Raw genomic sequence first — 18,256 nt, 5'->3', positions numbered from 1 at the left:
GACGCGTCACATAAAATAACCATCACCCAAGCAATGGAGCCACGTGATGCGTGACGCAAACGATCCCGGCACCCTGGAAATGGTGTTTCCCCGGCGTCGCGGCCGTCCGCCGCAGCATGGCGTGGCGATGACCGCCGCCGAGCGCGCGCGCAACTACCGCGCCAATCGCAAGCATCGCCGCCAGACCGGCAGCCGCCTCCTGCATGTGCAGAGCGACACCACGTTGCTGGACAAGATCCGTGACGCGATCAGCAGCGGCCGCTCGCCAACGGCGATAGGCCGGCTGGTGGCGGAACTGGCTTCCCGCTATCCGGTCGCGGCCGACTGACCCGTCCGCAGCGCGACAGAACAAGGCACCTCGCTCCCGCCTCTCCGATAGGGGAGGGGTCTCGCGTCGCACGGAGTACACCGGTTCGGCCAACCAATGGCACTGCGAGCCGGCCGGTTCCGTGATATCCAATGACGGAAACCGCTCGGGAGGGAGCGCCATGAGACACCGGATTCGCTGGATGGGGACGTTCCTGCTGTGCGCGGCGATGCCGGCGCTGGCCCAGGACGCCGCGATTCCCCTCGCAGACGCGCGCGCCGTCTTCAGCCAGGCCCGCACGCAGTGCGAAGCCGATGGCGGTCGCCTGTGGGGCGCATCGCTGTGCGGGCCGATCATGCTGGTCGATCCGCGGACCCGCCGCATCGTCGCGTCGCAGGCCGACGCAAAGGGCGCGCTGCGCGAACAGGACGGCGTGTTCGTCGGCGAGCTGCCGAAGGAGACCAACGTCGCCAACACCGCGGTCGAGTGGTCCGGCACGCGCTGGACCCAGATGCTGTGGCCCTTGCCGGAAGACGAAGGCAAGCGTGGCACGCTGATCGCGCACGAAATGTTCCATCGCCTGCAACCGGACCTGCCGATTGCCGATGCCAGGGGCGGCGAGAACCCGCATCTGGATACGCTGGAGGGACGCTACAGCCTGCAACTGGAATGGCGGGCGCTGGCCAGCGCACTGCAGGCCGATGGCGACGCCGCCCGGCGTGCCGCGGTCGCCGATGCGCTGGCATTCCGCGCCGACCGGCATCGGCGTTTCCCGGAGGCCCGCGCGGACGAGACGGCGCTGGAACTCAACGAAGGCCTGGCCGAGTACACCGGCGTGATGCTCGGAAACGCGACGCCACAGGCTCGCCTTCAGGCGGCGCTCCACGATCTCCAGTCGCATGTCGCCGATCCCAGCTTCGTGCGCTCCTTCGCGTACGCGACCGGTCCGGCCTACGGCCTGCTGCTCGACCAATTCGCGCCGGGCTGGCGCAAGCGTCTTGGAGACCCCGCCATGGATCTCGGCACCCGCCTGCGCGAGGCGGGCGGCTTCGAAGTGGCGACAGGCGATGCGGCGCTGGCCGCGGCGGCCGCGCGCCATGGCGGCACAGCGCTGCGCGAAACGGAAACCGCGCGCGAGCGGGAACGCCTGGCGCAACTCGAACGCAACCGCGCGCGCTTCGTGCGGGGACCGGTGCTGACCCTGGCGCTGAAGCACATGAGCGTCCAGTTCAATCCGAGCAACCTGCAACCGCTCGACGGCGTGGGTACCGTCTATCCCACCATGCGCGTCACCGACGACTGGGGCACGCTGGAAGTGGAGGAGGGCGCGGTGATGAGAAGCGACTGGAAAGCGGTGATCCTCGCCGCCCCCGATGCGAGCGGCGACGCGCCGCGTGGCCCCGGCTGGAAGCTGGCGCTGAAGCCCGGCTGGACGCTGGTGCCAGGCACCCGACCAGGGGACTACGTGCTGAAGGGCCCCGAGTCCTGATCGCGGCGAAACCGGCTACATCCTCCGGTTGATTTCCTGCACCTTGGCTACCGCACCCTTGCGCTCGCTGTAGCGGTCGGTCAGATAGTCACTGCGATCCCGGACCATCAGCGTGAACTTCATGAGTTCCTCCATGACGTCCACCACGCGGTCATGGAACGGCGACGGCTTCATCCGGCCGTCGTCGTCGAATTCCTGCCATGCCTTGGCGACCGACGACTGGTTGGGGATGGTCACCATGCGCATCCAGCGCCCCAGGATGCGAAGCGTGTTGACCACGTTGAAGGACTGCGATCCTCCGCAGACCTGCATGACCGCCAGCGTCTTGCCCTGGGTGGGGCGCACGCTGCCATCCTCCAGCGGCAACCAGTCGATCTGGTTCTTGAACACGCCGGTGATCGTGCCGTGGCGTTCGGGCGACACCCACACCTGTCCTTCCGACCACTGCGACCACTCCCGCAACTGCCGGACCTTCGGATGCTCTCGGGGCACGCTGTCGAGCAGGGGCAGGTCGTGCGGATCGAATACCCGTGTCTCCGCGCCCAGGTGGCGCAGGATGCGCTCGGCTTCCAGCGCCAGCTTGTGGCTGAAGGATTGCGGACGCAGCGAACCGTAGAGCAGCAGGATGCGCGGGGCGTGGCTTCCCGCCGCTCCCAGCGATTCGTGGTGGGGCAGGGGCAGCAGCTCCGTGCTGACGTGGGGAATGTCCGCGGTCGAGGATTGTTTTGTCATATTCTTTCGATTATTCTGGAAATATGGAAACGAAACAAGCCATCGCCGCATTGACCGCCCTGGGCCACGCCACCCGCCTGGCCGCCTATCGCCTGCTGGTCGAGGCCGGCCCCGCCGGACGCATGGCGGGCGAGATCGCCGAAGCGCTCGCCATTCCCAACGCCACGCTTTCCTTCCACCTGAAGGAACTGGTCCAGGCCGGCCTGGCGGAAAGCGAGAACCGCGGTCGCAACGTCTGCTATCGGGCCAACTTCGAGGCCATGAACGGCCTGGTGGCCTATCTCACCCACAACTGCTGCGCCGGCTCGCCCGTCGAGTCGTGCGCGCCCGCCTCTTCCTGTGAATGCTGAGCCGAGGGATCCCATGAAGCGTCGCGTCCTGTTCCTGTGCACCGGCAATTCCGCCCGCAGCGTGCTGGCCGAAGCCACGCTCCGGGCATGGGCCGGCAACCGGTTCGAAGTATTCAGCGCCGGCAGCAAGCCGGCCGGGCAGGTCAATCCACATGCACTCGCCCAGCTGGCGGCCGAAGGTATTTCGACCGCCGGCCTGCGAAGCAAGTCGTGGGACGAATTCGCGACCGCGGATGCCGCGCCGATGGACCTGGTGGTGACGGTCTGCGATTCGGCGGCCTCGGAAACCTGCCCGGTGGTGTTCGGCGACTTCCTGCGCGTGCATTGGGGCCTGCCGGATCCGGCGGCGGTCTCCGGCACCGACGAAGAGAAGGCCGCAGCCTTCCGCCAGGCGCATCGCGTCATCAAGGCGCGGCTGCTGGCCTTCCTGGCGCTGCCGGCCGAGGCCTGGAACGATCGGCAGGCGATCAAGACACAACTGGATCGGATCGGTTTCGTGGAGCCGGAGGACGAGGCGCTTTCCCATGGCTGAGGCCACGCCCCGCATCGGTTTTTTCGAGCGCTACCTGACCGTCTGGGTCGGCCTGTGCATCCTGGTCGGAACCGGCCTTGGCCACCTGTTTCCCGCAGCCTTCGTCCGCCTGGGCGGGATGGAAGTCGCCAGGGTCAACCTGCCGGTCGCGGTGCTGATCTGGCTGATGATCATCCCGATGCTGCTGAAGGTCGATTTCGGCGCGATGAAGGAAGTCGGGCGGCATTGGCGCGGTATCGGCGTCACGCTGTTCATCAACTGGGCGGTCAAGCCGTTCTCGATGGCGCTGCTGGGCTGGTTCTTCCTGCGACATGTGTTCGCTGATTCGCTGCCGGCCGATCAGATTGACTCGTACATGGCCGGACTCATCCTGCTGGCCGCCGCGCCTTGCACGGCGATGGTCTTCGTATGGAGCAATCTCTGCCGGGGCGACGCCAATTTCACCCTGAGCCAGGTGGCGCTCAACGACGCCATCATGGTGGTGGCGTTCGCACCACTGGTGGCGCTGCTATTGGGCCTGTCCGCCATCACCGTGCCGTGGGACACGCTGCTCATCTCGGTCGGCCTCTACATCATCGTGCCGGTCGCCATTGCGGTCGTGATGCGCCGCTGGCTGATGAAACGGGCAGGGGAGCAGGGGCTGGAAAAGGTGTTGCACAGGTTGGGGCCATACTCGCTGGCCGCGCTGCTGCTGACGCTGGTGCTGCTGTTCGGCTTCCAGGGCCGCCAGATCATCGAACAGCCGATGGTGATCGCCATCCTGGCCGTTCCCATCCTGATCCAGGTCTACTTCAATTCCGGTCTGGCCTATCTGTTGAACCGGCGCCTGGGCGTGGCCCACAGCGTGGCCGGTCCTTCGGCGCTGATTGGCGCCAGCAACTTCTTCGAACTGGCGGTGGCCACCGCGGTCAGCCTGTTCGGCGTCCATTCCGGCGCGGCCCTGGCGACCGTGGTCGGCGTACTGATCGAGGTGCCGGTGATGCTGTCGGTCGTCGCCATCGTCAACCGCACGCAGGGCTGGTATTGCGTGGGTGTCCAGCGCGCCATCGGAGCCAGATGAAATGCATTCCATCCGTCCCATCGATTTCGACGCCGCTGTCATCCACCTGCTGTCCGAAAGCGGCCTTCCCACGACCGATCTCCAGAACGGCGCGCCCGTCGAATTCATCGGTGCGCACCGGAACGACCTGCTCGACGGATGCGTGGCGCTGGAACATTGCGGCGAACAGGCGCTGCTGAGATCCCTGGCGGTTTCCCGGCAATCCCGTGGTTCCGGCCTCGGTGCGAGGCTGGTCGAGCGTGCCGAGAACCTCGCGCGGGAACGCGGATACCGTGCAATCTATCTGTTGACCACGGATGCATCCGGCTATTTCGCCGCGCGGGGCTACCAGTGGGTCGACCGCGAGCAGGCACCCGCCAGTGTCCGCGCCACCTCCCAGTTCTCGGCGCTGTGCCCGGCGTCTTCCCTCCTGATGTTCAAGCCGCTCGCCAACGAATGACGCGCGAGCGGGGCAGGGCATCGACTAGGCGCGGCTGCCGACCCGTTGCGCGCGCCAATCGCCGGCGCCGGCGAACCGCAGGTAGGCCTCGGCGACCAGCAGGTTGGGCATCCAGCAAAGCCATGCGATCGCCGAATAAGCCACGGGGAACGCAATACCCGCGATCTGGCTGACAGGCAGGTAGATGCGCAACGTGACCGCCGCGAACGTCAGCGCGAAACTGCGGATCATCCAGCGCCGGTGTTCCGCGATGTTGCCGGCCCGGACATGGCGATAGGCCATGAACGTGCAGCCAAGCCAGCACACCGCCAGCAGCGCGAATCCGGCCTGGGTGATGGTCCCGCCCGACGACTGGACCGCAAGCACGAAACCGGAAATGCCGCCGGCCAGCACGCCCGCCACGTAGAGCCGGCCCAGCCAGCGATGTCCGCCGCCAAAGCGGCTGCGAAGCCAACTGTTGAGCTGGAACGTGCCGATGGCGAGCGCCAATGCGCTCCCGGCGAAATGCGCGATAGCGGCGACCGGACGCTCGGCGATCAACGTCCGGACCAGCGAAGGGCGAAATTCAGGCAACGCCAGCAGCGCCACTGCATAGCAGGCGACCGCGAGCGCCAGAAACGTCATGACGATCCATCCCAAGATCCGCGCCATTTCCGAGCATTCCCTTTGCCGCCCGGAACGGGCTTCGACGTCCATGCTCCTTTGTCCGGACCGTCCAAAGCAGTGCCGTTTGTCGGGGTGCCGTTAGTCAGCGTTCGTGTGGGGCAGGTGGCTCCCTGGCGACGGTGCCTGTCCGGCCGAACTGGCATCCGGACGTTAACAAAACCCTACCTCGGCGAGTCCATGGTGCGGTGGAACCCACACCAGGCGAAGGCAAGTGACGGGCTATGGTGGCCTCAGCCGCCAGCAGCGGCGATTGCTGGTTGAACTCTGCGGCGCGTCGTCGGACAACCGGGTCATGACGATAGCCGAAGGCATCACCGTAGCCGACGCCTGGCGCGAAGCCGCATCGGAACTGGCACAGCGGGGACTCGTGGAAATGCAGGCTGACACCGCCTCCAGCACATGCTGGCTGACCTCGCTCGGCTGGACCCTGTGCCACGACCTGGCCGTGCATGATGCCTACAACCAGCAGGCGAAGCCGGGCTGGCGGTACTAGCGCCGAAACACGTCCACTTGCGCGGGTCGCGCGGACCGGCTCAGGTACCCTGCATCCCGTAAAGGGGGAGACTGCATGAAAAGGACATTCCTGGCGGTCATGCTGGCTGTCTATTCGGTCGCCGCGCTTGGACAGGTCCAAAGCGCGCGGGGCAAGGGAACACCTCGGGTGACGTCGACCCCGAAGGCGGCCCACAACTCGATGGCCAACGGCACGACGCCGTTCAAATGCGACCAGTACCGCAACCACCCGCATCCGGGCATGCATGGCTTCTGCCAGAGCATGGAGAACACGATTCTTGCCAATGAGGCGCGCCAGGCCGGCAGGCCAGGACCCTCCGAAAGCATCGTCGAGCTTCCCGCGCTCGGCTCCGCGGAAGCCAAACAGCTTGGCTACGCCTGTATCGGCGGACAGGCGTTCAAGCGCCTGGCAAACGGATGGGAACAGGTCCATGCCCGCGAAGGTGGCTGGCAGCGTTGTCGGGGCGGCTGAAAAAGCCGCTTCGGCCCGGCCCCGAACGATGTTGCTGACAAACTGCAGACCTCACATGCGGTGACGCCATGGAACCTGACCCGCGCAACCAGACATTTGAACCAGCCTTCAAATGGACGCATTACGTCTTCGGCAACAACATGATCGCCGGCACGCTGCAGACGATCACTCTCGTAGCCGTCGCGTCCTTGGCGTTCGGGCTGGTGCGATCCTGCTGGGGGACATAGTGGCGGTGCCCGGGCGGCAAGACAGCCGCGGCCGATTCGGTCGGCCAGGGCAAGGGCGCTTACAGCTGTTGCCGGCATCGGGACTGGGTCAGCTGCCTATCTACGATTTTACATAATATGCATTATGCGAAATAAAATACGAAGACGTCTGGCGCGGATCTGGCGGTATTTGCCGGTTGAGCAATTGCTCTTGCGGGCCTTCCACGCTTCGTGGAACTCATGACGGCGCGAACGCTGCCAACGCGAGCTTGAGATTTTGCCACTGAGTCCTCTCTTGTTTGAACGCGCCTTACAACCCCAGCAATCGCCAGATGGCTTGCTTTTTCGCTTGGTAGGCGTCCTCGACGAATTCTTTGTGGTCGTCCGACTGGGTGTCGTCGAAGCGACTTTGTTCGTCGCGCATGAACCGGCTCATCCAGCTGTCGTTTGCTTCCCGATTCTCATCCAGAGCGCGCAACTGGGCCAGATGCTTGTCCAGGTCGAGACTAGGCTGGTTGGAATAGCCCGACTCGATGCGGCGATTTAACACCACTTGCAGCTGCACATGGCCGGCTTCAGTGGACGTCGTGCCATCTCGCACGTAGACCACGCTTGTACGCAGCCCCTCCCCTTCCTTCAGGGCCAGGAACGGTAGGAGTTTGGGTTTGTCTTCCACCAGCAAGACTTGGAACGACTTGCCCACCAAGGCCTCGTACTCGGACGCGCCAAAGGCAAAGTCGAGAACTTGGTACTCCAGCGGCTTGGGCAGGTAACCGCTGAGCGGCGGGATCAGTTGTGCCTTGTCCTTGATGCTCGGCAAGCCGCTCGGGACGAGACTTCCGTCGGCCTGTTGCGACACACCCACGACGAGCGCGCCACCGCCAGAATTCGCGAAGGCTAGGATATGACGGGCGAGTTTGGGTAGCGCGGGCCAATCGGCTTTGAAGTCCAGGTAGTCGGTCTCGCCGATGTTGCGGCGAAGCAGCTCTCGTAGCGTCTCTCGGGTCGGCGCTGTAAAGAACTGGGCAAACGTTTCGTGTTGTTCTTTGAGAATCGTCATCCAAGGAAAACTCGATGCTAACTCCTAACGCTGGTGCCAATTCCGGACTTGCTCAAATTCAGACCGGAGCCGCTGCCTAGTTTGCTCAGGATGCAAGACGGCCTACCGGCCTGCCTGGGGCTTATCTGCAGCAGCTTGCTTTTGCTTCTTCTTGGCACCAACTGACGCGGAAAGCACTGAAAGCTCTTCTTCCGTTGCACCAAAAAGCTGACGGATTATCTCGGCTGGCGATGCATCCGACTTTATCTTCACATCAGTCGGCTCCAGAAGAATCGAGTCCAATATTGCCGACTGATATGGCGCGCGAGCTGTAAAAGTGGCCAACAAATCACGAGCACCCGCATACAAAATCCGGCACACATTCACTGCGATGATCGGGGGTAACACCCCTACATGCTTTGGCTTGTAGTTCTCTCGGGCGCGTTCTAGATCAAACGAAAACTGCGCCATCGCAAAGATTGAGAATTTGTACGGAGACTTCTTCTCTGGATCATTCGCAATCGTCACGTACGCAACGTGTGCCCCATCGAGGTCGTATTCTACCGATGCTTCCACAGTGGCGGCTATCGGTTCCGACGGCTCACCATCAAAAGCATCATCCGATTCAAACGAGGCGGATGGATACGTGACCCACTTAAGCTGCAATGGACTGGGCTTCATTGGCTTCTTGAGCTTCTTGGGCTTCCTGGAGGTCGTTAGCAGACATCGTCCACGCATGATCTGCCCAAGCACATCGGGCACGCTCACGCGCATTGACATGAGGGCTCTGTCGGCCCTTCGACATCGCAACTTTGGCCATTTCAAACACCTGCGCAGACGCATTCTCACGAACGATGCGCAGCAGTAGTTTTCCACTGAGAGCCATTGAGGCTTTCACCATTGTCTCGATGGTGACATTAGCGTCACCTCGCAGGAGCTTACTCACCAGAGGACGACTAACGCCCAAGGTCTCAGCCAGGCGCGCGCTATTGCAGCCAGCACGGTCCATAGCGCGCTTCAGCTCCATGGCAAATTCGATCTTAGCCGCCTCAAGCTGAAACACGTCAGTTTCATTTAGCTTCAGAAATCCATTGTCTTTAGCACCCTGCGACATGACGTCCCTCCTCGTCATTCATCATCCTCAACAATCTCAACACCACCATTTACCAACGCTCTTTCGTATTCTTTCTTCAGCTTCACTGCCCGCTCAACTTCCTTCTTCGGAGTTTTCTGTGTGCCCTTTGGCATAACATGCGAGCACACTATTAACCGCCCACCGGCCTCGAAACAGAGCACGCGGTGTGCCCGCTTACAAAACTCGTAGATTTCGTTCTTCGCATCAACACGGTGATAGACGGCATCGGATAACTGTCTAGGGCCTTCAGCGGGGATCTGCTCCCACCAAACCCGAAAGCCAGCAGCGGTCGCCTCTGTCTGCTTGTTTGCCGCGAGCGCGTTCAACGCCTCCAAGACCTCGCATCGGTCGCGGTCATCAATCAACGCAGCAACCTGCCACTGGCCGCTGGTAAGGAGCCGCAGCCTCATGATGTTAACTTCAAGGTTAACTTATGGTCAAACCAACGTCGACAAAAGGTCAATCTGGCCAATCCAGTGGCTCCCATGTCACGGGCGTTCATGTTGGCCCGGTCCCCTGCCCCGAGTGTACCGAGCCGAGCATCCGCTGCAAGTGGCCACAACCACTTGGGTCAGTGAAGCTGCTCTTCCCAAGATGTTGCATGGGAACCCTGTCGTGAGCCACCAACCAAAGGTAAGGCTACCTTGCCTCCCAGCCCGATAGTGCCCCCTGCGGGGACCTAGCGGCTCTGTTTCCCATAGCCATTCACCTATACCGAGCAGACTGGGTCTAAGCCGCCTCCCCCTATCCATCCAGGCCTTACAAGGGAAACCGTCCCTAGCCTGATACCTCCGGAACGATGTTGCTCCTTTCCACTCGCGGTTGGCCAGTTCCGAAGTCTCAACCTAACCCAGGTCTACTGGTTCATCGGGTCTGCGGTTGCGCCAAGCCTTACGGCCATCGGACACTTTGACCGGCTGCCTGGGAAGGCGGATGGGTGAAAAAAGATGAGCTACGGAAGTTGGGCGTTGGCTGTAGCCCTGATGTTTGTGAGCATGACGGCCGGGGCACAGCAGAGCCTCGGCGAGAAAACAGACTCGTTGCCCGCCTGAAAGCCAAGCCTGGCGCTTGGACGCTGTCCACCGTCCGCCATCGGGTTGCCCGGCGCATCGGCTCAAGCAGCAGCCCAATCCCAGCCATCCGCACCGTGCTCAGCCGCGTCGCCCGCGCGGCGGTCAAGCGTGGCGAGCGCCCGCGCAAGAAGACCGCGATCACCTTGGCCGAGCTGGAAGCGATGCTGGCCACCTGCGACGACAGCTTGGAAGGCCTGCGCGACCGCGCCCTGCTCTCCTTCGGGTTTGCCAGTGGCGAACGTCGGCGGAGCGAGATTGCCGCCGCGGACCTGCGTGACCTGCGCCGGATCGGGCCGCAGGGCTTCATCTATCGGCTGGAATACAGCAAGACCTAGCAGCCCGGTGTCACGGCGTCCTCGACTCCCGACAAACCCGTGCTCGATCGGGCTGCCCTCGCGCTCGAGGATTGGTTGGAGGCATCTGGGGTCACCGAGGGTCCGATCTTCCGGCGGCTGTGGAAGCAGCGCATTGGCCCTGCCCTTTCCCCGGCCGCGGTTGGGGAGATCGTGCGGCGGCGGGTGCGCTTGGCGGGCCTAGAGGGGGATTTCAGCGGTTACAGCTTGCGCTCGGAGTTTGTGACCGAGGCCAGCCCGGCGATAATGCAGCTGACCGAGCACCGGTCGATGTCGAGCGTCGTGGGGTATTTTCAGGCAGGATGCGCGTCAGCTAATCCAGCAGCCCGTCTACTTGAAAATGCATGAGACGAATGGCTAGAAGCGAGTGAATGTCGGTTCAGGTCGCGGTCGCAGCTGATAGCTATTCAAACTGGTTCCATTAGTCCGCCGCAGGATCATCGGCGCCAACTAGCTCATCGAACTTGGCACCAAAGCCGCCGGTCATCATCTGGTGCATCGTGTTCGCCTGGAGACGGGCAGTCTCATCGACGCTGAGGAGGTCGATTCGGCCATTCGGCAATTTACGCACCTGTAACAGCGAATCCGGCCCGCGCAGGCCGTGCGCAAAGTGCATCTTGCCCAAGCGCAGTTGTTCGCGAAGAACGTTCATACGTTCTTCAAAATCGACACGCGTCATGGGAGGGGACATGGGGCTGATGTTGCGAGGCATAGCTTTCAGTACCTAGTCAATGTAGTTTGATGTCTTCCGCTGACGCGTAAGCTCCACGCCAGGCTCCAACCCGATGGCAGATTGAGCGCCGTGCGCCGCACAGCGAGCAACGTATGCTCGAAAACGCGGCTCTGGATTCGCTGTATCACAGTCGCTGTACTGCCGTCGCGCCAATGGTGTCGCACGCATGCCGACGGGTCTGCGCCGATCAACGTCAGGAACTGTGACGTCGCAATCGCCGGCGTCAGCGAACCAAACGTGGCGGGAACCGGATGGACCCTGCCGCAGACATCCGTCGCCTCGCTCTCTGGAAAGACCGGCAGCTCCGTGGAATGGAATACCGGGCCGGGGATGGGACTGGGACGCCGCGATCCTGGTGCAACCAGCTGGGGGATCAACTCGACATGGACCAGCTTCTCATCGATCTCCGCCATACATTGCATGTGCAGGTATACAAGGTCGCGCTCCGATGGCTGGTAGGCGTCTGCCTTCCCCGCAATTAGCGCATCGATCAAGCGCGACGTGGGCCGCAGGTCGGCAGGCGGCTCCACCAGTGACTCCGGGTTGCAGGTTCTCAGAATGAGGTCGGCAGCCCGCAATCCATCGAGCGACAGATTGGGGAATATGGCCACGCACAATGCATGACGCACCTTGCATTCCCAGCGGTCCAGGAAGTCCATCCGCTCGCGGAAGCCTTGGGAGACGCATCGTTCCAGCACATGACAGTCTTCGATGCTCAGCGGCAAGCAGGCGGTTGCAAGCGCTGCGGTGAATCGCTCGACCGTTGCAGCGTCCAGTAGGCCGAGTTCGCTCAATTCCTCCCAGACATCGCCTAGATGTTCGGGAAAATAGGCCGGTGGGGTTGGCGAAGCCTGCGTAGAACGCGGTGTCCGCGAGTCGCACAACCTGGTTTCCAGGGAGCGCGCCAGTGTGGCTGCGCTCTCCTCTCCCTGCTTTCCTGCCCGATCCGCCAGGCGGAGGAGCGTCGCGTACCGACCTACGTGGCGGACCTGATCCGGCAGGGCGCCTAGCTCCAGATGCGGGACGATTCGCGACCACAGTCCCAGCGGATTTTCTCTGGACAAGACATCCAGCGCGCCGGCCGCCACATCGGCTCGGTACCGGGGATCGCGCGAGACCATGAGCCGCACGACTGGCTGGAACCACCTGTCTTCCGTCCGCAGCAGCCAGAGCAGCATGGATGCGGCCGTGTCGCGTCGCTCCCAGTTGGGATGGTCCAACGTCCAGAGCAGGAGTTCCAGCGCCGGCGGCGTATCCTCGTCCCACGCGCCGTTGCCGAGGTAGGCAAAGGACGTGGTCGATGCTTCACCGACCATCGAACCGACGTGGTCGATCGCCACGCCCAGCATGTCGGCTTGCGCTTGCGCAGTCAATCCTGGGCTGGTTAGGTGGATCAGGCGAGAGGCCACTTGCCAGCGCTGTGTGTGCCGTTCCTCGATGGCAAGATCGCCATAGGCCCGCGCCAGCGCATCGCCGTCCGGAATGAGGCTTTTCAGGGTTTGATCCGCTTCGATGGCCGAGTGCAGGTGATTCCACACCGACCACTCCCCTTGCTGCAACGCCTTCAGCGCATCAAGGCTGCACGCGATCGCCTCGGCGGAGTTGCGTCGCTTGAGATGGGTTTGCGATGCTTCCAGCGCCCTCGCCGCGTTCTGGAGCGCGGACCGCCGCCCGAAGGTACCCGGCATCAACATGCCATCCTCATCATCGGCTTCATCATCGGATCCAGGCTCCCCGGCGGTAACAGCGGGCTTCGCGGGCTCCGCAACCGGCATGTCGACACTCCGTCGCGCGCGAGTGCCACGACGCCCCTGGACGCCAAAGTTCGACTTGATACGATCGATCTGCTCTTCGGAAAATTCACCCTCGATCTCGTCGATCAGGGAGCCCAACGCCGACAACGCCGCTGGCTCCATGACTGACACCAGGGCTTGCAGCAGGAGCCATGCCCTTTCGCGATTCATCGACAACGCCAGCCTCTTGATTCTGCTGCATGCCGATGTCAGCTCCGACGGACGATCCACCAGCCGATTGATGATGTCGGCGTAGGCCCGCCCCCAATTGTCCAGGTGGCGATCGTCGCCGTGCAGGTAGCTCTCCAGCAGCGCCCACCGGATCCGCCAGCCAAGAGAATCGTCGATGTGCTTGACGAATTGCAGCATCGCCGCCTGCTCTTCCAGCGCTCCGCCCGGGAACCGCATGCCCACGAAGGACGATACGCGGTCCAGGTCGCCCTCCGCGACTTGGTCGAACAACTGCTGGTTCGTCCCGCACGACTGGTGCTGGAAGTACCTGACGGCATCGGCATTCAGTCCCCGCCGGCACAATTCGCCGATGAACGTCCCCTTGTCGGCACGCACGTAACGTTGAAACGTCATCTCGCCGGTCGCACGCTCAAGATAGCCCGCGATCTGCGCGAGCGATGCTGGATCGACCGCCGTACCGGCGGGCAGCGCTGCGAGCGCTTCCGACATCAGCGAAAGCTGGTCTTCCTTATACCACCCGGGGCCCATCGAAACCGCAAGCACGGAACGATACGTGCGTAACGCTTCTTCGGAAGCCCCTGTTCGAGCCAGCAGCGATACTATCTTGAGCAACTCCGGGACCAGTTCGTGCCGGTTCTCGACGTTCTTCAACGTGTAGTCGCGCCATGCGACCAGCGCGTCGAACACCGTGTCTGCCAAATCGCCCAAACCTTTGGCCCGGGTGAACGGCTCGATCATGTTCTCCAGCGCGCGACGGAACCCTTCGTTGTAGAGCCCGAGCTGTTCACCAAATCCCTTTTTAAGCAATGTGAACAAGGCATCAGCGCGCCCACCGAAGCAATCGATGTACAGCCGCGCCATATACTTGTACAGCCAAGGCACCACATGTTCGGGCATGAAGTAGCTGTCTTCCCACCCGATACGTGACTTCAGCGTGAACTCGAACACAGGAAGCAGATTGGCTTCGATATCCTTCCGGATTGCATCGACCGCATCGGCATCGTTGAGCGCTTTTGCACGGCGCGCGAGGCCGTCTTGGCAGGCCACCGAACGTGCCAGGGTTCTGATGCGAGCCTCCCAGTTGACCCGGTCCGGGAGCTGGGCAACTGGCCGCACCAGCTGCTGGGCAAGGAAATAGCTGGCACGCTGTCGTCGATAAGCATCCTCGAACGCCATCTCGTCGGCGAGCGCCTTGTTCTTGGTGAACAAGGGAATGTCGGTCGCACCGATGGGCATCCCGCCTGCGTATCGCGTGACGAGCTCCAGCTCCGCGCCGACTTCGATTAGCGTGTCAACCACAAAGAAGGTCCGGCTATCGACTGGCAATGTGTCGTCAAGCTTTTCTTCTATGTCGGAGAGCAGCAGTTTCACCGGCGCCGCCAGAAGCTCGACGCCGTACGTCATGCTATACAGCCTCGCATGCACTAGAATGGCGATGAGCGACGTCGCCAGCGCACGGGATAGTACACCCTCGGGAATTTGAATATTGGCGATGGGCTTGTAGGCGCCTCTCAGGCACAACTTAGCGCCGAGCATATCGCCAACGATGGCTTGCATGATCTCTTGTCGCTGGTCTTCAGGCAGGCCACTTCCCTGACGCAGGACCATTTTTCTGGCGAGCTCAAGAAGCTTGATCATGGGAGGATCTCCTCCCGCTTCCTCGGCCAGCACATAGAGATGGATTCTCAGCTTCATGAGATAAGTGAACTGGTTCCAGGTCATCCCTTCCGGTGTGAAGGAATCCATCAATACCCGCTCCACGGTCTCCAGGATTTTCCCCGCATCGTCGTGTTGGCCGGCAGCAATCAGGCTATGGGCGACGGAAAAGGCTTCCAGCGGTTCCACTATCAACGTGCGATAACGGAGGATGTGCCGCAGGGCCTGCTTAGTCTTTCCCATAGAGATGAGGGCCTGGGCCACCAACTCAGCGGACTGCGCAAACAATGTGTTGTAGCGAAACCTCAATCGCTGCGACAGCAAAAGCAGTCGAACGATGTCGATGGCCGTGCCCTCGGCCGTCGCTGCGGCCAGCGCGTCATCGATGTCCGTCAGCAGCACGTCGGGCTCGGCTTCCAACAGCACCGCGTGGTCGACCCATGCCTGATCGCAGACCTTGACCGCTTCGCTCCTGGCTTCCCGATCCCCGAGCAAACCGTGGTAAATCCGGTTCAGCGCTCCGTATTCGCCGCTTGCTGCACTGGCGCAGAACTCCGCTAGCCGTCCGTGCACCCAGTGGCCGGAGACTGTTGTCTTATGGACGACGAATTCGGAGAAGGAGGGATGGTAGATCTCCGTCCCATCGGGTCGAGACAACAAATGCCGGATTCTCGCCAGCGTCGACACATAGACGGTACGCTCGCCCACGTTTAACAAGGCCATCAGAGCATCTGTTGGTACACCCCAGCGCAATCGCGCGATGATGGCAAGCAGGTTGATCACATCGATATCTGGAATGAGCTTGGCCCAGATCGTTTCGTAGTAGTCCTCGATGGCACCGCTGAACGCAGGCATCGTCCGGAGCTCTTCGTCGCTGGTGCCGCCGTTCACCAGGTCGATCAGGTAGCGCAGATACAGCGGGTGCCCCAATGCCCTTTCGCATAGCAGGTCGACCAGCGCCGGCGTGACCCGGTCGCTTTCGAGCATTGACATGCAAATCTCGGTTTGCACTTGGCGGTCAAATGCAGGCAGCGTCAGACGCGGCGCGCCGCGCGCAAGGTCACCAAGCTTACCGGACAACGTGTCCAGCCCGACGCCCGTGACAACAACATTCAACCCTGGCGGCAACACTTGGGGAAGCAAGCCAATGAATCGTTGCAGGGCTTCAACGCCCAGTTGGTCAGCTTCATTGAGGCCATCGATGAACAGTACTCCTCGCGTGCCGGATTGGACGCAGCCCGATGCAAGCTCCTGTAGCGCACGTGCCGTATGCTCGATGAGCTGCGAGTAGGACAATTCCGTGAGTCGCGCAGGACGCCCTGAGGATCTTGTCGAACGCAATGAGTTGAGCCAATCGAAGAAGATCTCGGGCTGCGCTTGGTGCGCGGGCGTCGAGCCACGGGCTCTGTCCGTGAACGCATAGATGCCCAGAACCTCTATGCCTTTATCGCTGGGTTCGAATGTATGACAATAGGTCGATTTTCCGATTCCGTGTGCGCCATCCAAGAGCACATAGCCTGATTCGCCCTCGCGCAGGCTATTAGTGAACTTGTCATCGAATTGGGGACGATTCCCTGTCACAGGTAGATCTACATTCGGCGCATCGAGCACAGTTGCTGGGAGTACGTCGTGACGCTTCAGGAATCCTCTGAGCCGGGCAGTTCCCACCGCTCCGAGCGTGTTATCCACTCGGATCCGGATGATTCCGTGGCAGACATCGTCGACGATGAGCGCAGCGCCTGACAGCCCCCCATACTGAGACAGAACCGTCTCCGGATCGATGGTCAAGTCCAGGTCGATGCCATGGACGGGGGCTGCGAGCACCTGCTGCACGGTGCCTTGCACGCGATGCCCCACGTCGAGTTTCACGACCGGATAGCCGAAGGCATGCCAGCGCACGCCCGGTCGTACCGGCCCGGTCGCAAAGGCGACCGGGCGATGGCAAAGGGCTTCCGGCAATCGAAGCAGGCACACGTCGAGGTCCTCGTCGATCGAGTGCACCACCACTTCGAAAGCCTGCGTGGCTTCACCGTCACGGAAGCGCACCGTGGCGTGTTCGCACCGCCCTCCCTCCGCATCCTCGATGGTGTGCAACGCCGTCAGCACATGGTCGGGCGAGATCAGCCAACCGGTGCCGGATTTCTCGCCGGCAAGCACCTGGCAGGTTGCATCCTTGATTTCTTCCTCGATCACAATTCTCTCCCCCCGATGTCGATCCAGTCGCGATGTCCGATATGCACGCTGAACGGGGCGCCGGATCTTGATGTATGTCGTGCCAGTCGCCTTGCGACTGGCGTGTCGTAATTGAAATGAATGTGGCGCGTGAGTTTTGCCGGGCGGTCGACGATTTCGGCGAGGACCTCGAAATCCGGATGCCCGTGACGCGAGCCGTCCGAAGACACTAGGAAACACGGTGCATCGACGCGCTGCAGCAGGTCGACGTTCGAATTGTGCCGGCTGCCGTGGTGCGAGACCTTGATGGCATCGAATGTGACCCGATCGCCCCCTTCCTCGGGCAAGCCGGCGATAACGTCGTCCGCCCACGCATCTCCCAGAAACAGCAGCCGCGTCCCTTCGCCCTGCAAGACGACGGCGATCGAGCTACCGTTGGTCAGTGATGTGTCGGCAATGTACACGTCCTTTAACCTGCCAAGGAGACCGGCCGCGACCGGCATGACTTCCTCACTGGCTGGCGCCTCGGATGCCAACAACATTTCATACGCGTCCTCGGCCAGAGCGCTGACCTGGCCGCTGCCCTTGTAGCTAAGGCGCCGCAGTTCGGACAGCCACCATCGGCGCAAGGCATGAAGCCGTTCAATCGGGGGACCGATGACGTGAAGCTCCACGCCGCCGGACTGCACCGCTGGCATGGGCTGCGCCTGCACACATTGCAGGCCGTTACCGCCGTTCCATCGATACCCGTGCTGCGTCAACAGCCGGGCCAGCGAGCTTCCCTGATGAGCGCTGATGGGCTGTGCGGCTGGCGGCGACGCCGCCCGGGCCTGAAAACCACGACGCTGGATCGCTTCTAGCAATTGCTGGTCCGCATCGCTATCTGATACGCCTGCGGCCGTAGGCAACGATCGCAGGCTGTTGTGCCAGACCTCGTCGATCTCGATGATCCGTCGAGCGCCGGGGGTACCGTTGGACGCAATGAACTCGAGCATCCCGCCGATATGGTCGGCATCGACATGGGTGCAGACGGCAAGGCTGAGGTGTTTTCCGTCGTGGTGCAAGGTAGACAGGTCAGGCGCGATCTCGTCGTGAAAGGTGGAGGCATACCCAGCATCGATGAGTATGTATTGCCCGGCGACCTCGATGAGGAACGCGTCGCCATTCTTGGCGGGATACATCTTCAATCTCGGCATAGGTACTGCGCGCAGGAATGTGACTTTGCATGACTATAGCTCAGAGAGCGTCAGACTGGGTGCAATGCGAACTAACGAAAACAACCTCGGGGGGGAGCCCCCGCCGGTTTGCGCCGCCGTACGCTGCATCGCACCGATGGCGCCGAAA

17 protein-coding genes and 1 pseudogene are annotated in these 18,256 nt (G+C 62.2%); 9 read left to right on the top strand and 9 right to left on the bottom strand.

Annotation, left to right across the window (positions count from 1 at the left end):
* The first annotated feature begins 46 nt into the window (after window positions 1–46).
* Window positions 47–328 (top strand): hypothetical protein, encoded by a 282-nt coding sequence (locus FHW78_RS00450; RefSeq protein ID WP_255443121.1) that lies wholly within the window; start codon window positions 47–49, stop codon window positions 326–328.
* Between the two features lie 160 nt (window positions 329–488).
* Window positions 489–1,796, top strand: a complete 1,308-nt coding sequence (locus FHW78_RS00445; protein WP_221188906.1) for a hypothetical protein — start codon at window positions 489–491, stop codon at window positions 1,794–1,796.
* 15 nt (window positions 1,797–1,811) lie between these two features.
* Here FHW78_RS00445 and arsH read toward each other — a convergent pair whose 3' ends face one another.
* Window positions 1,812–2,528: an arsenical resistance protein ArsH gene (gene arsH, locus FHW78_RS00440; RefSeq protein ID WP_183636322.1), complete on the bottom strand. Its 717-nt coding sequence runs from the start codon at window positions 2,526–2,528 to the stop codon at window positions 1,812–1,814.
* 23 nt (window positions 2,529–2,551) lie between these two features.
* Between arsH and FHW78_RS00435 the strand changes: the two genes are divergently transcribed.
* The 4 genes from FHW78_RS00435 to arsN2 are packed head-to-tail and all read left to right on the top strand — an operon-like array spanning window position 2,552 to window position 4,909.
* The gene (locus FHW78_RS00435) at window positions 2,552–2,878 is read left to right on the top strand and encodes a metalloregulator ArsR/SmtB family transcription factor (protein ID WP_141452838.1); all 327 of its coding nucleotides are present in this window, start codon (window positions 2,552–2,554) and stop codon (window positions 2,876–2,878) included.
* A gap of 13 nt (window positions 2,879–2,891) precedes the next feature.
* Window positions 2,892–3,410, top strand: a complete 519-nt coding sequence (locus tag FHW78_RS00430) for an arsenate reductase ArsC (protein ID WP_183636320.1) — start codon at window positions 2,892–2,894, stop codon at window positions 3,408–3,410.
* Window positions 3,403–4,470, top strand: a complete 1,068-nt coding sequence (gene arsB / locus FHW78_RS00425) for an ACR3 family arsenite efflux transporter (RefSeq protein WP_218533719.1) — start codon at window positions 3,403–3,405, stop codon at window positions 4,468–4,470. The genes FHW78_RS00430 and arsB overlap by 8 nt, the downstream gene beginning before the upstream one ends.
* 1 nt (window position 4,471) lies before the next feature.
* The gene (arsN2, locus tag FHW78_RS00420; RefSeq protein WP_183636318.1) at window positions 4,472–4,909 is read left to right on the top strand and encodes an arsenic resistance N-acetyltransferase ArsN2; all 438 of its coding nucleotides are present in this window, start codon (window positions 4,472–4,474) and stop codon (window positions 4,907–4,909) included.
* 24 nt (window positions 4,910–4,933) lie between these two features.
* On the opposite strand, the gene FHW78_RS00415 is transcribed toward arsN2, so the two are convergent.
* On the bottom strand, window positions 4,934–5,605 hold the full coding sequence (locus tag FHW78_RS00415) for a DUF2306 domain-containing protein (RefSeq protein ID WP_218533716.1): 672 nt from the start codon (window positions 5,603–5,605) through the stop codon (window positions 4,934–4,936).
* 262 nt (window positions 5,606–5,867) lie between these two features.
* On the opposite strand from FHW78_RS00415, the gene FHW78_RS00410 reads away from it, so the two are divergent.
* Both FHW78_RS00410 and FHW78_RS00405 read left to right on the top strand, forming a co-directional pair.
* Window positions 5,868–6,068, top strand: coding sequence for a hypothetical protein (locus FHW78_RS00410; protein WP_183636316.1), 201 nt, complete (start codon window positions 5,868–5,870; stop codon window positions 6,066–6,068).
* Between the two features lie 75 nt (window positions 6,069–6,143).
* Window positions 6,144–6,560: a hypothetical protein gene (locus tag FHW78_RS00405; RefSeq protein WP_255443120.1), complete on the top strand. Its 417-nt coding sequence runs from the start codon at window positions 6,144–6,146 to the stop codon at window positions 6,558–6,560.
* A 516-nt stretch (window positions 6,561–7,076) separates the two neighbouring features.
* Here FHW78_RS00405 and FHW78_RS00400 read toward each other — a convergent pair.
* The 4 genes from FHW78_RS00400 to FHW78_RS00385 form a co-directional block, all read right to left on the bottom strand.
* Window positions 7,077–7,826: an ATP-binding protein gene (locus tag FHW78_RS00400; protein ID WP_183636314.1), complete on the bottom strand. Its 750-nt coding sequence runs from the start codon at window positions 7,824–7,826 to the stop codon at window positions 7,077–7,079.
* A 102-nt stretch (window positions 7,827–7,928) separates the two neighbouring features.
* Window positions 7,929–8,486: a hypothetical protein gene (locus tag FHW78_RS00395; protein ID WP_183636312.1), complete on the bottom strand. Its 558-nt coding sequence runs from the start codon at window positions 8,484–8,486 to the stop codon at window positions 7,929–7,931.
* On the bottom strand, window positions 8,461–8,919 hold the full coding sequence (locus tag FHW78_RS00390) for a helix-turn-helix transcriptional regulator (protein ID WP_218533715.1): 459 nt from the start codon (window positions 8,917–8,919) through the stop codon (window positions 8,461–8,463). Before FHW78_RS00390 ends, FHW78_RS00395 begins: the two co-directional genes overlap by 26 nt.
* 14 nt (window positions 8,920–8,933) lie before the next feature.
* The gene (locus FHW78_RS00385; protein ID WP_183636310.1) at window positions 8,934–9,350 is read right to left on the bottom strand and encodes a type II toxin-antitoxin system RelE/ParE family toxin; all 417 of its coding nucleotides are present in this window, start codon (window positions 9,348–9,350) and stop codon (window positions 8,934–8,936) included.
* Between the two features lie 626 nt (window positions 9,351–9,976).
* On the opposite strand from FHW78_RS00385, the pseudogene FHW78_RS00380 reads away from it, so the two are divergent.
* Window positions 9,977–10,714: pseudogene (locus tag FHW78_RS00380) on the top strand (site-specific integrase); the annotation flags it as partial.
* Window positions 10,715–10,787: 73 nt separating this feature from the next.
* Here the strand turns inward: FHW78_RS00380 and avs1c are convergent.
* Genes avs1c through avs1a form a run of 3 tightly spaced genes read right to left on the bottom strand, consistent with a single transcriptional unit; the run spans window position 10,788 to window position 18,093 of the window.
* Window positions 10,788–11,045 carry an AVAST type 1 anti-phage system protein Avs1c gene (gene avs1c / locus FHW78_RS00375; RefSeq protein WP_183636308.1) on the bottom strand — a complete coding sequence of 86 codons (258 nt, stop codon included), beginning with the start codon at window positions 11,043–11,045 and terminating at the stop codon, window positions 10,788–10,790.
* Window positions 11,046–11,083: 38 nt separating this feature from the next.
* Window positions 11,084–16,933 carry an AVAST type 1 anti-phage system protease Avs1b gene (avs1b, locus tag FHW78_RS00370; RefSeq protein ID WP_183636306.1) on the bottom strand — a complete coding sequence of 1,950 codons (5,850 nt, stop codon included), beginning with the start codon at window positions 16,931–16,933 and terminating at the stop codon, window positions 11,084–11,086.
* Window positions 16,930–18,093, bottom strand: a complete 1,164-nt coding sequence (gene avs1a, locus FHW78_RS00365) for an AVAST type 1 anti-phage system MBL fold metallo-hydrolase Avs1a (RefSeq protein WP_183636304.1) — start codon at window positions 18,091–18,093, stop codon at window positions 16,930–16,932. Before avs1a ends, avs1b begins: the two co-directional genes overlap by 4 nt.
* Window positions 18,094–18,256 lie beyond the last annotated feature (163 nt).

Source organism: Pseudoxanthomonas sp. OG2, from assembly GCF_014192765.1.
GTDB lineage: Bacteria > Pseudomonadota > Gammaproteobacteria > Xanthomonadales > Xanthomonadaceae > Pseudoxanthomonas_A > Pseudoxanthomonas_A beigongshangi.
Note: the sequence above shows the minus strand (reverse complement) of the source record. Positions and strands in the feature narration are given on the sequence as shown.